This is a genomic window from Rhizobium sp. ZX09 (genome assembly GCF_017357485.1).
In the GTDB taxonomy this organism is placed as follows: Bacteria; Pseudomonadota; Alphaproteobacteria; order Rhizobiales; family Rhizobiaceae; genus Agrobacterium; species Agrobacterium pusense.
This window is the reverse complement of record NZ_CP031363.1, coordinates 301,071-313,999: the sequence shown is the minus strand read 5'-3', so window position 1 is coordinate 313,999 and position 12,929 is coordinate 301,071. Positions and strand designations below refer to the sequence as shown.

Below are 12,929 nucleotides of genomic sequence, written 5' to 3'. Positions count from 1 at the left end.
GGGATGAGGAAACGAGAGCGACGACGCTCAGGCGAAACTTTTCTCATGCACGACGGGCTTTACTGGTGCGCGGCGTTCTACACCGAGAGCCTCGCCGGCTTCGGCCCGCCATAAGCCCAGTCCAAAAGCTCGACAGTGTGCAGGATCGGCATGTCCGTGCCGGTTCCGATCTGCGTGATGCAGCCGATATTGCCTGTCGCGATGACATCTGCCCGCGTGGCCTCGATGTTCTTCACCTTGCGCGCCTTGAGCTTGCCGGAAATTTCCGGTTGCAGGATGTTGTAGGTTCCGGCCGAACCACAGCACAGGTGCCCTTCCGCTGGATCACGCACGGCAAAACCCGCCGCCTTCAGCAGTTGTTTCGGCGCAAGCGTGATCTTCTGACCGTGCTGCATGGAGCAGGCGGAGTGATAGGCGACCGTCAGCCCCTGGCTTTGCTGTTGCGGCAGATCGAGGGTGGCGAGGTATTCGGTGATGTCCTTTGCCAGAGCCGAGACCCGCGCGGCTTTTTCGGCATAGGCCGGATCAAGCCGAAGCATATGGCCGTAATCCTTGATGGTGGTGCCGCAGCCCGACGCGGTGATGATGATGGCGTCGAGACCGCCATTCTCCATCTCGCGCGTCCAGACATCGACATTCCGCCGAGCAGAAGCCAGTGCCTCTTCCTCCCGCCCCATATGATGCACCAGCGAACCGCAGCAGCCCTCCCCTTTCGGCACAACGACCTCGATACCGAGCCGCGTAAGCAGCCGCAGCGTCGCCTCATTGATACCGGGATCAAGCACCGGCTGGGCGCAGCCGGTGAGAATGGCGACGCGCCCGCGCTTTTCACCTTCGGCCGGTCGCGCGCCCGGGCGGCTTGACGCCGACGCTGGAGGGACCGAGGCCGGTGCGAGAGCAAGCATGGACTGCAGCGGTTTCAGCGCAGGAGCCTTTGCAAAAAGACCGGCGAAAGGCCGTGCCAGACGGGCCAGACGCAGGGCCAGCCGGAAACGGGCAGGATGGGGTAATATGCCGACCAGAAGATTGCGGATCAGCCGATCCATGAAGGGGCGCTTGTACGTCTGCTCGATATGGGCGCGGGCATGATCGACCAGATGCATGTAATCCACGCCGGAGGGACAGGTGGTGGTGCAGGCAAGACAGGAAAGACAGCGGTCGATATGGGTGACCACCTCGCGGTCGGCCGGACGGCTGTTTTCCAGCATGTCCTTGATGAGGTAGATGCGGCCGCGCGGGCTGTCCAGCTCGTTGCCAAGCGTGACATAGGTGGGACAGGTGGCAGTGCAGAAGCCGCAATGCACACATTTGCGCAGGATTTTTTCGGATTCCGCCACATGTGGATCGGCCAGCTGCTCAGGCGTGAAGGATGTTTGCATGGTTCAGACGGCCCTTTCCATCGTTACGGCCATCTTGCCGGGATTGAAGATGCCCACGGGATCGAGCTTCTCCCTGATACGCGCGGAAAGCAGTGCTTCCGCCGCCGGGCGCGGTTCGAAGGCCGCGACTTTGGCGCGCACAGCATCGCTCGCCCTCATCAGCGTGGCATGGCCACCGCCGAGCGCACGGATTGCGCCGCGCAGCAGATCGGCTTCGGGGTCCGCCTCCATCTGCATCCAGACCAGGCCGCCCTGCCAGTCATAGAAGGCGTCGATGCCTGCCTCCATGCGCAGCGCCGCAACAAGCTGGGGGCCCATCGAAGGCGCTACCGAGACTTTCCAGAGCGGCTTGGCGGATTGGCCGGCATAAGGCGCGACATCCCGGACCTGCCGCCACAAAAGACTGCTTTCCTCGCCCTCCAGCAGCGCCCAGGGTCCGACGCGATCCATGACCGACAGGAGTTTAGCCGTGCGGGCCTCCACCGAGGCCGCAAGGCCCTCCAGACGCAGAATGGTGGCCGGTCCTTCCGGCAAGCCGCCATCGATAAAGCGGGAGCGCACGCTTTCAGGCAGATGTGCCGCGCCGGAGACCTCGACGCTCATCGCCATCGCCGCCGCCATGATGCGTGTCGCCGCCTCGTCATCAAGGCCGGACACGACAACGGATTTTTCGACGGGCGGTTTCGGCAGCACGCGGAATGTGACTTCGGTGAGGAACCCAAGCGTGCCGAAAGAACCCGCGAGAAACTTCGACAGATCGAGACCGGTGACATTCTTCATCACCCGGCCGCCGGCTTTGATGATCGCGCCACTGCCATTAACGAAACGGATGCCCAGCAGGCTGTCGCGCGCCGCACCCGCCACATAGCGGCGCGGACCGGAAACATTGGCGGCAAAGACGCCGCCAATGGTCGGTTCGCCATGGGTGCCCATGATGGGGCGATGGTCCATCGGTTCGAAGGCCATCATCTGGCGATTTCCTGCCAGCGCCGCTTCGACAGTTGCGAGCGGCGTGCCAGCCTTGGCAGTCATGACCATTTCGGCGGGGACGTAGGAAACGATACCGTTCATCGCACGGGAGGTTAGCACGGTCTCCGCCGTCACCGCATTGCCGAAACCGGAGCGAGTGTTGCCGCCGAAGATTTTCAGCGGGGTTTTGCGCGTGGCATGATCGCGGATGATGTCGGCGACCTGGGTTTCTGCGTAGGGCGTCAGCATGCGATTGTTGCCTTCGAGCAAGTGATACCTACCTCTGCCCTGCCGGGCATCTCCCCCTCAAGGGGGGAGATCGATATGCCGCACCCACCCGTTCCATGGGCAGGGTGTTCTCCCCTTGCCGATCTCCGCCCTTGAGGGGGAGATGCCCGGCAGGACAGAGGGGGGTAAGCCACACCCTGCAAGATCATAAAACCAGCGCCCATCAACCCCTCCCCTCAAGCGGAAACACCTTGGAAGGGTTCATCAGCCAGCCCTCGTCAAAGGCTGCCCGCACCGCCATCTGCTGTGCGAGATCGGCCTCGCCATATTGGTGCCGCATCAGGTCACGCTTTTCGATGCCCACACCATGTTCACCGGTCAAACAGCCACCGGCATCCACACAGAGCTTCAAAATTTCGTTGCCCGCTTCTTCCGCACGGGCCGCATCGTCAGGGTCATTGGCGTTGAACAGGATCAGCGGGTGCATGTTACCATCCCCCGCATGGAAGACATTGGCGACGCGCAGGCCGAGGCGATCGGTGATTTCGCTCGTCTTTTTCAGCACATGGGAAAGCTGGGAGAGCGGCACCGTGCCGTCCATGCAGATATAATCCGCGATACGACCCGTTGCGCCAAAGGCGGATTTGCGGCCTTTCCAGATCGCGGCCGCCTCCATTGCCGACTGACATTCCTTCACCGTCTTCACGCCATGTCGTCGGGCAATGGCCACGATATCGGCCAGCATGGCGTCCATTTCCGCCTCGGAGCCTTCGACCTCCACGATCAGAAGCGCACCGACGTCAAGCGGATATCCCGCTTTGGCGAAGGCCTCGCAGATTTCGATTGCCGGTTTGTCCATGAACTCGATGGCAACAGGGATGATGCCCGCGCCAATGATATCCGCGACGCAGGAGCCCGCTTCTTCGGAGGTTTCGAAACCGAACAGCACCGGGCGCGCGCCCTCCGGCTTGGCGATGAGGCGCACCGTTGCCTCCGTCACGATACCGAGCTGGCCCTCCGAGCCGCAGACAAGCGCGAGCAGGTCGTAACCTGCAGCATCCAAATGCTTGCCGCCCAGCTCGAGCACCGTGCCATCGACCAGCACCATCTTGACGCCAAGCAGGTTATTGGTGGTGACGCCATATTTCAGACAGTGCGCGCCGCCGGAATTCATACCGATATTGCCGCCGATGGTGCAGGCAAGCTGCGAGCTGGGGTCGGGTGCATAAAAGAAACCCTCCGCGCCTGCGGCATCGGAGATGGAGAGATTGGTGACGCCCGCCTGTACCCGCGCCGTGCGATTGTAAAAATCAAGCTCAAGGATCGCACTCATCTTCGACAGGCCGATCACCACGGCGTCTTCCTGCGGGATAGCGCCGCCGGAAAGCGAGGTGCCGGCCCCGCGCGGCACGACCGGAATGCCGGAGCGATGGCAATATGTCATGACAGCCGCCACCTCCTCCGTCGTTCTCGGCAAAGCGACGGCGAGCGGCAGACGGCGATAGGAAACGAAAGCATCGGTCTCGAAAGGCACGAGTTCGCGGGGCTCGTGCACAAGACAGTCATCAGGCAGGACGGTCTTGAGGTCGGCGATAATTCGTGCGCGATCCGCCAAGACCTGAGCGCGCGGCTCCAGAAACTTTATAGGCTGCGTCACCGCCGCTCCTCCGTGCCGATAACTGGTATTGTTTCTTTACCACTTTGAAGCTGCGCAATCAAATGTTATGGATTTTTTCTATTCTGGAAACAATCGAGGGCAACTATGACAAATCTGGGTGATCTCGAAGTCTTTGCCAGCGTTGCCGCCTCCGGCAGCATGTCGCTTGCTGCCAAGGAGCTTGGTTATTCGCCCGCCGTCATTTCCAAGCGCATCAAGCGATTGGAAGAAAAGCTCGGTGCCCGGCTGTTACAGCGCACCACGCGACAAATCTCTTTGACCGAAGCGGGGCAAGGCTTTTACGAACGGGTGCTGGCTGTTCTCGAAGGGCTGGAAGAGGCGGAGGATTTCGTCTCCGGCCGGGCCAATACCGTCAACGGCACGCTGAAGGTTTCCGCACCCACCTCTTTCGGGCGCATGCATATCGCGCCACATCTGAAGACATTCATGGAGCGGCATCCGGACCTGTCGGTCAATCTGGTGCTGAGCGATGAGTTCATCGATATTATCGAGGGCGGTTACGATCTGGCGATCCGTATCGCCGATCTCAACTCCTCCAGCCTCGTGGCCCGCAGGCTGGCACCGGTGCGGCGCGTGCTTTGCGCCTCGGCCGACTACGTAGCCGCGCATGGCATGCCGGATACGATCGAGGATCTGAAGAAACATCGCTGCCTGCCGGCGCACAATAATGACATCTGGCGGCTGGAGGGACCGGGCGGCGCGCTCAGCATTCGGCCTGAAGGCATGCTGGTCACCAATTCGAGCGAGGTGATCCGTGAGGCGGTGATATCAGGGCTTGGTGTTGCGCTGCGTTCGACATGGGATATCGGCCATGAATTGCGAAGCGGGAAGTTGGTACAGGTGTTGCCCGGTTATGAAGGGTCGCGCAACGTCACACTCTCGGCGGTTTATCCCAGCCGACAGTTCCTGCCCGCCAAAGTGCGCTTGTTCATCGATTATCTCGCCGCGCTTTATGGGCCGTCGCCCTATTGGGAGCAGGGCTGACACTCAGTGCCCGCCCTCCGCATGGGAGCGGCGGATCCGGCGCACCACCCACCAGACGCCAAGCACGGCGAAGGGCACGGAAACGCCGGTGACCACGGCCGGGTCGACCGGCAGCACATCATGGCTGATTGCCTTGGTGAGATAACCGATAAGCCCGACGACATAATAGGAGATGGCGGCGACAGACAGGCCTTCCACCGTCTGCTGCAGGCGAAGCTGCATGGCGGCGCGCTTGTTCATGGTATTGAGTAGCACGGTGTTCTGCCGTTCCAGCTCCACATCAATCCAGCTTCGAACCAGAGCCGTGGCGCGATAGAGCTTGCGCGACAGGTTGGCCTGCCGCTCTTCCACCGACTGGCAGGTGCGCATGGCGGGCGCCATACGCCGTTCCAGAAAGCTGCCCATCGTCTCATGGCCATGAACAGGCGTTTCCGCGAGCGCCCGGATGCGTTCGCGCACGATGCCGTCATAGGCGCGGCTGGCGCCGAAACGATAGAGGCTGAGCGCGGCATTGGCTTCAAGTTCGGCCGCAAGCCGGGTCATTTCGGCCAGCAGCGCATCCGCCTCGTCACGCGCGCCGTTTTTCATGCGTTGGGTGATGCCCGTCAAGCCATCCTCGATGCGGCGGATTTCCGGCGAGAGCGTCTGCGCCATCGGCAGGCCGAGCATGGCAAGCGTGCGATAGGTTTCAATATCCAGCAGCCGCTGCACCAGCGCGCCGCGGCTGTAATCGCTGAGGCCGCGGTCGATCACCAATATCTGCGTCAGCCCGTCGCGATCCTGCCTGAAATCGGTGAGGATGGCCGCCTGACCGTCGCGCACGTCGCTATGACAGAGGCTGGTCGGCTCGAAGATTGTTTCCGCCTGCGAGGTAAAACCGTTCTCCGGGCGAATTTCCAGCCGCACGCCCGAGATCAGCGAGCCGGGCGGCGAAAAGCCGTCACCGAAGGGATCGCCGGCAATCTCCCCGCCAAATTTTTCCGGCGCAGGGCCATCCCAGAACCAGGTCGAGAATTCGGTATGCCGCTCCCAACGCAAAGTCCCCTGCCCCCACGGCATGGCGTGGTGACGCGCATCGCGTTCCGGCGGCGCAACACCGCGGCTGCGCGACATTTCCGCAATGACGGAATGGTGCACGGCCGAGCCGCCATCCATCATGAAGGCAAGCTGGATGATGATGCGCGACGGGGCGAGCAGCACCGTCGGCCGCGCATGCACCTCGCCCAATGCCAGCGACCGTTCCGGCGCGCTTGCGAATGCAAATCTACCCTTTGCCATTGCGATATCGTCCCCGCTTTTATGGCTGATGTCTAAGGCATCGTTTGTGATGACGACACCACGATCGACGCCGATGTCACTGTTTTGATCCACCTGACAGAAAAATCCGCTGTAGTGCCCCTGTCGGGACCGCTTTAACAAAAGCCAATTCAAAAAGGCAGATGCCGTGTTGCCGCAGGCATTGATACAGCGAGCGAGAGAACTGGACAGAATATTTGACCAGTGCGAGACTTGCCTGATACTTTACACGATATCAAACACGGGCGGATTTCGCCGGGGACTTCTGCGATGGACGAAACGCTTTTTGCGCGCATCGAGCACAGCCGCACATCGCAGGAGGTGATCTTACGTTTCGAAGAACTGATCCTCGACGGCATATTGCGCGATGGCGACCGGCTGCCCGGCGAGCGGGAACTGGCGCAGAAACTCGACGTCTCGCGGCCTATCCTGCGCGAAGCGCTGAAGGAACTCGAAACCCGCGGACTTCTCGTGAGCCGGCATGGTGGCGGCACTTATGTCGCCGATATTGTCGGGCCGGTCTTTTCCGATCCCTTGAGCGCGCTGATCACCCGCCACAGCCGGGCGACGCGGGATTTTCTCGAATATCGCCGTTATATTGAAGGCATGACCGCCGAACTTGCCGCGCAGCGGGCGACAGAACCGGACAGGCGCAACCTTGCCGCCATTGTCGAGCGGATGCGCGATGCGCACGAGGCAGGCCGCTTCGAAGAGGAACTGTCGGGGGATGTGGAGTTTCACAACGCCATCGGCGAAGCGGCGCACAACATCGTCCTTATGCACACGCTGCGCTCCTGCTACCGGCTGTTGAGCGACGACATCTTTTATAATCGCCACATTATCTTCAGTATCGCAGGCGCCCATGACGAGGTGCTGAGACAGCATGTCGCCATTCACGACGCCATCGTCGCCGGCGATCCGGCATCGGCACGGGCGGCTGCAGAGGCCCACATCGACTTCATAGTTGAGACGACATCCAGGGCGCATCAGGCGCGGGAATGGGACCGGATTTCCCGTTTGCGGCAGCAGCAGCGGAGTAGTTAAAAACGCCCTCAGGCGAAATACGCAATCCATTTTATTCAGGTTTTGATGGAACCTTTTGTGCTCTTTGGTCTTTTTATCGGGTTAATTGGAAAAATTTACCAAGATGGGACCCATGACAACCACGAGCGAAACTGAACGCTATCCGCGGATAGCTCTCATATCGACGCATGGCTATGTCGCCGCGCATCCGCCACTGGGCGCGGCTGATACCGGGGGGCAGGTGGTTTATGTGCTTGAGCTTGCACGCAAACTCGGCCAACTCGGTTATACCGTCGATCTTTATACCCGGCGCTTCGAAGACCAGCCGGAATTCGACGAGGTCGATGAGCGCGTCCGCGTGGTGCGCATTCCCTGCGGCGGGCGTGACTTCATTCCCAAGGAATATCTGCACCGCCACCTGATGGAATGGTGCGAAAACGCCCTGCGTTTCATCAAGAAAAACGATCTCAACTACTCCTTCATCAACAGCCATTACTGGGACGCAGGCGTCGCCGGTCAGCGGCTTTCCGAGGCGCTGAAAATCCCGCATCTGCATACGCCGCATTCGCTGGGCATCTGGAAAAAACGCCAGATGGAAACCGACTATCCGGAAAAGGCCGATACGTTCGAACTGGAATTCAATTTCAAGGAACGCATCCAGCACGAACTCATCATCTACCGCAGCTGCGACATGGTGATCGCCACCACGCCGGTGCAGCTCGACGTCCTCATTGAAGACTACGGGCAAAAGCGCAAGCACATCCACATGATTCCGCCGGGTTATGACGACAACCGCTTTTTCCCGGTATCGGATGCGACACGGCAGATGATACGCCAGCGTTTCGGATTTGAAGGCAAGGTGGTGCTGGCGCTCGGGCGACTTGCTACCAACAAGGGCTATGACCTGCTGATCGACGGCTTTTCGGTTCTTGCCGAGCGCGAGCCGGAGGCGCGCCTGCATCTTGCCGTGGGCGGCGAGAACATGGACGAGCAGGAAACCACCATCCTCAACCAGCTCAAGGAGCGGGTGAAATCGCTCGGACTGGAGGAGAAGGTGGTATTCTCCGGCTATGTCGCGGATGAAGACCTGCCCGACATCTATCGCGCGGCCGATCTCTTCGTGCTGTCCAGCCGCTACGAGCCCTTCGGCATGACGGCCATCGAGGCGATGGCAAGCGGCACGCCGACCGTTGTTACCATCCACGGCGGATTGTTCCGAGCCGTCAGCTATGGTCGCCATGCGTTATTCGCCGATCCTTTCGACAAGGAGGATCTTGGCATCACCATGATGAAGCCGTTCAAGCACGAGCGACTCTATGGACGCCTCTCCCGCATGGGCGCGCATAAGGCGCGCAGCCTCTTCACATGGACCGGGATTGCTCAGCAGATTCTGGCCGTGGTGGAAGGCAGGACCATGATGCCGGTCCTCGAGGAAGCCGACTGGGCCGAACCATGGAATGACGGCGATTGAGACCGCTTCGCCTTTTTTCAACGGATCTCGACGGCACCGTCGTGGGCGATAATGACGCCACGCGGCGGTTCCGGGATTTCTGGCAGTCATTGCCGGACGATCGCCGTCCGGTTCTGGTGTTCAACAGCGGCAGGCTGGTGGATGACCAGCTCGCCCTTCTGGAAGAAGTGCCGCTGCCCCGGCCCGATTACATCATCGGCGGGGTCGGCACCATGCTGCATGCCAAGGAGCGCAGCGACCTGGAGAGCGCCTACACACATTCCCTCGGCACCGGATTCGACCCAAAGAAAATTGCCGATGTAATGAGCGCTGTTCCGGGCGTGACGATGCAGGAGGAGCGTTACCAGCATGGCCTCAAGTCCAGCTGGTTCCTGCATGACGCAGATGAAGCGACACTGGCCGATATCGAGGCTGCGCTGATCAGGGCCGATATCGAAGCCCGGATCGTCTATTCCAGCGGGCGCGATCTGGACATATTACCGAAGGCCGCCGACAAGGGCGCGGCGCTCGCATGGTTATGTGGACAATTGCGTATCGGCCTCGACGAATCAGTGGTCGCAGGCGATACTGGCAATGATCGGGCGATGTTCGAGTTGACGGACATTCGTGGCGTCATTGTCGGCAACGCCCTGCCGGAGCTTGTATCGCTGGCTGATCTCGACAGCCGTTATTTCCGCTCGGGCGCGTCCGAAGCGGACGGCGTGGTTGAAGGCCTGCGCCATTGGGGACTGCGCCCCGCCTGAAGCGTTCCGTTATCGATGCTTTGGTTGCGAACGGTGTAAAAAGGACGCATCCGTGAGACCGCAATCGGGCTGTTCGGCCGGGGAACCACCCGGTCGAAACTTTGTTCGCAAATCTGCCGCATCATCTTTTCCGCAGGCTTCATCAGCGTGAAGACAGTAGTGGGTTATGGAGGTTGGGGGATTGGCGGAATTTACGGGATATCTATATTAGCAATTATCATAGGCAGGCAAAGAAGGACCTATTCGGATTGAAGATTTTGAATCGATTGGCGACAGATGTTGGCTTGATGTTGCGCAGACCGCCGCGGCAGCAATATGCGGCGCTGTGCTATCGGTTCTCCAAGAAAAATCCGGGGCCTGAAGTGCTGCTGCTGACAAGCAGGGACACGGGACGATGGGTCATTCCCAAAGGCTGGCCCATGGCGCATAAAAAGGCCCATGCGGTAGCCGAGCAGGAAGCCTATGAGGAAGCAGGCGTCAAGGGCACGGTGGAGAAGGCCCCCTTTGGTTACTACGAATACGAGAAAAAACTGAACAGCGGCATCAATGTGCCATGCAGGGTTCAGGTGCATCTGCTCGAAGTTTCCGAAATGCAGGATAGCTTTCCTGAAAAGGAATCCAGGCGACTGGAATGGGTCAGCCCCCAGGAGGCGACCAGGCGGGTCAACGAGCCGGAACTGAAAGCGCTGATGCTCGCTTTCGACAAACGGATGACGCATTCAAAATAGTGCGGCCGCCCCAGGTGTGGCAATTTGCAGTTTGTTTTTCCAACACGGCTTTTATCGTCTTTCCTTTTGGAAAGATGTACGAGATGTAACAGTCTTTCTGTAAATTGCCTTCAACCTGCGACACTGCCGGACGAAAGGGAATGCTGGCAAACGAGGTCTGAATGGCATTGAAGCCGCCATCAAACATGAAGCCGACGCTCGACAAGGATCTCGACAAGATTACCCGTGTCGAAGAAGCGACGCTGCATGTCACACAGCAGCTTGCGGGCCTTGGCGCCGGCTTCATGTTCGTCGTTCTGGCGGCGGTCTTCGCCGGTGCTTTTGTCGTAGGCACTTCGGGCGCCGTCATCATCATCGCCGCCGTCGCCATCGGCGCCTATATGGCAATCAATATCGGCGCCAATGACGTGACGAACAATGTCGGCCCCGCGGTCGGCGCCAAGGCGATGCCGCTTGCCGTCGCGCTCATCATCGCCGCGATCTGCGAGATTGCGGGGGCGCTGATCACCGGCGGCAATGTCGTCGAAACCATTTCCAGCGGCATCATCAACATCGAGACCATTCCCGACAGAACCGTTTTCTCCTGGGCAATGCTGTCTGCGCTTCTCGCCGCCGGCCTTCTCGTCAATATCTCGACCTGGACCAGAGCACCGATTTCAACCACTCATACGGTTGTGGGCGGAGTCGCGGGCGCGGGCATGGCCGCCTACGGAGCAAAAGCAGTGGACTGGCTGTCGCTCGGCAGCATCGCCTTCGCATGGGTCCTCGCGCCTTTCATCAGCGCCGCCATAGCCATCATCATCCTTGCTTTCATCAAGGAATTCATCATTTACCGTGAGGACAAGATTGGCGCGGCGCAGCGGTGGGTGCCGGTCCTCATCGGTTTGATGGCGGGTGTTTTTACGGCTTATCTCATCTGGGTCGGGTTGCGGCAGCTCATGCATGTGTCGCTTGGCCACGCCAGCCTGATTGGGCTGGTGACCGGGCTTGTGGTCTGGCGGCTTGGCGTGCCGATCATCCGCAAGCAGTCGGAAGGACTGGAAAACCGCAACCAGTCGCTTCGCATCCTGTTCCAGTGGCCGCTCGTTCTCGCCGCCGGCCTGATGTCCTTCGCGCATGGGGCTAATGACGTTTCGAACGCCATTGGGCCTGTCGTGGCCATCGTGCGGGCCCTGCATGACGAGGCGGTGAGCACCTCTGCACGTGCGCCGCTGTGGGTGATGCTGGTCGGCGCCTTCGGGCTCTCCTGCGGTATCCTTCTTTATGGCCCGCGCCTCATCCGCCTCGTCGGTGAGCAGATCACCAAGCTCAACCCGATGCGCGCCTTCTGCGTTTCGGTGGCAACTGCGCTCACCGTTCTCGTCGCCTCGCGTTTCGGCCTGCCAGTCAGCACAACCCATACGGCGATCGGCGCGGTGTTCGGCGTCGGCTTTTTCCGCGAATGGTACACGCAATCGTCCCGCAGGCGGCAGGATCTGGTCCAGGTTGGTGACGGCCGACCCCGCCGGTCTGACAAATATGCCGACAATCCTTCGGAGATACGCCGCCGATATCTTGTCCGCCGCTCCCACTTCATGACGATCATCGCCGCCTGGCTGGTCACCGTTCCCTCCAGTGCAGCGCTCGCCGCGCTGCTCTACTGGTTCATGTCCTTCCTCTTTCTCTAAAGCCGAAAAATCCCATGCGCGCCAATTTCCGGATGCAACGCCTGTATATCGAAGCCAGCCTTGCCGAAGGCGTCGCGCTGGAGGCGACCGCCGAACAGTTCAACTATCTCGCCAATGTGCTGCGCATGACCGATGGTGCGGAAATCCTGCTGTTCAACGGTCGGGACGGCGAGTGGAGAGCGAAACTTGCCTTTCCGAGCCGCAAGAAGATCGTGCTCGTCCCCCTCGAACAGACGCGGCCTCAGCCAAACCCCGCGGACCTGCATTATCTTTTCGCGCCGCTGAAAGTCGGGCGCATGGATTACCTGGTGCAGAAGGCGGTGGAGATGGGGGCCGGCCTGTTGCAGCCGGTGATGACACAGCATGTCCAAGGCAAGATCCACAACACCGAAAAATTGCGCGCCAACGCCATCGAAGCCGCCGAGCAGTGCGGCATACTGTCCCTGCCCGAGGTAGCCGAGCCGGTGAAACTGAAGGACATACTGGACACCTGGCCCCACGACCGGCGCATCATCTATTGCGACGAAGGCGATACGGGGCAAAATCCGCTGCCGATCCTGCAGGCAGTGAAGGAACGCAAAATCGCATTGCTGGTCGGTCCGGAAGGTGGATTCTCGGAGGAAGAAAGGGAGCTTCTGCGCAGCCTCGACTTCGTCACCCCCATTCCGCTCGGGCCGCGCATTCTGAGGGCAGATACGGCTGCGGTTGCCGCACTGGCGGTCATTCAGGCCACGATCGGCGACTGGAACTGAATGCTCCGTTG

11 protein-coding genes are annotated in these 12,929 nt (G+C 60.4%); 7 read left to right on the top strand and 4 right to left on the bottom strand.

Going from position 1 to position 12,929, the window contains the following annotated elements; all coding sequences use genetic code 11:
* Positions 1-77: 77 nt before the first annotated feature.
* The 3 genes from glcF to BTN45_RS01450 all read right to left on the bottom strand — a co-directional run bounded on the left by glcF (position 78) and on the right by BTN45_RS01450 (position 4,233).
* Positions 78-1,379, bottom strand: coding sequence for a glycolate oxidase subunit GlcF (gene glcF / locus BTN45_RS01460; RefSeq protein WP_207588689.1), 1,302 nt, complete (start codon positions 1,377-1,379; stop codon positions 78-80).
* A 3-nt stretch (positions 1,380-1,382) separates the two neighbouring features.
* A complete protein-coding gene (locus BTN45_RS01455) occupies positions 1,383-2,597 on the bottom strand; it encodes an FAD-binding protein (protein WP_207588687.1) in 1,215 nt (404 codons plus the stop codon).
* 202 nt (positions 2,598-2,799) lie between these two features.
* A complete protein-coding gene (locus tag BTN45_RS01450; protein WP_207588671.1) occupies positions 2,800-4,233 on the bottom strand; it encodes an FAD-linked oxidase C-terminal domain-containing protein in 1,434 nt (477 codons plus the stop codon).
* Between the two features lie 105 nt (positions 4,234-4,338).
* Here BTN45_RS01450 and BTN45_RS01445 point away from each other — a divergent pair, with 105 nt between their 5' ends.
* Positions 4,339-5,238, top strand: coding sequence for a LysR family transcriptional regulator (locus tag BTN45_RS01445; RefSeq protein ID WP_207588666.1), 900 nt, complete (start codon positions 4,339-4,341; stop codon positions 5,236-5,238).
* 3 nt (positions 5,239-5,241) lie between these two features.
* Here the strand turns inward: BTN45_RS01445 and BTN45_RS01440 are convergent, their stop codons facing one another.
* A complete protein-coding gene (locus BTN45_RS01440; protein WP_207589599.1) occupies positions 5,242-6,516 on the bottom strand; it encodes a DUF3422 family protein in 1,275 nt (424 codons plus the stop codon).
* Positions 6,517-6,804: 288 nt separating this feature from the next.
* Here BTN45_RS01440 and BTN45_RS01435 point away from each other — a divergent pair, with 288 nt between their 5' ends.
* From BTN45_RS01435 to BTN45_RS01410, 6 genes are all read left to right on the top strand, one after another.
* Positions 6,805-7,578: a FadR/GntR family transcriptional regulator gene (locus tag BTN45_RS01435; RefSeq protein WP_207588664.1), complete on the top strand. Its 774-nt coding sequence runs from the start codon at positions 6,805-6,807 to the stop codon at positions 7,576-7,578.
* 103 nt (positions 7,579-7,681) lie between these two features.
* Entirely contained in the window at positions 7,682-9,028 is a 1,347-nt protein-coding gene (locus tag BTN45_RS01430; protein WP_207588662.1) for a glycosyltransferase family 1 protein, read from the top strand.
* Positions 9,025-9,771: an HAD-IIB family hydrolase gene (locus tag BTN45_RS01425; protein WP_207588660.1), complete on the top strand. Its 747-nt coding sequence runs from the start codon at positions 9,025-9,027 to the stop codon at positions 9,769-9,771. The genes BTN45_RS01430 and BTN45_RS01425 overlap by 4 nt, the downstream gene beginning before the upstream one ends.
* 287 nt (positions 9,772-10,058) lie before the next feature.
* Complete coding sequence (locus tag BTN45_RS01420; protein WP_034495984.1) at positions 10,059-10,499, top strand: NUDIX hydrolase; 441 nt, start codon at positions 10,059-10,061, stop codon at positions 10,497-10,499.
* Between the two features lie 161 nt (positions 10,500-10,660).
* Positions 10,661-12,166: an inorganic phosphate transporter gene (locus BTN45_RS01415; protein ID WP_006699491.1), complete on the top strand. Its 1,506-nt coding sequence runs from the start codon at positions 10,661-10,663 to the stop codon at positions 12,164-12,166.
* Between the two features lie 14 nt (positions 12,167-12,180).
* A complete protein-coding gene (locus BTN45_RS01410) occupies positions 12,181-12,918 on the top strand; it encodes a 16S rRNA (uracil(1498)-N(3))-methyltransferase (RefSeq protein WP_207588657.1) in 738 nt (245 codons plus the stop codon).
* Positions 12,919-12,929: the final 11 nt, after the last annotated feature.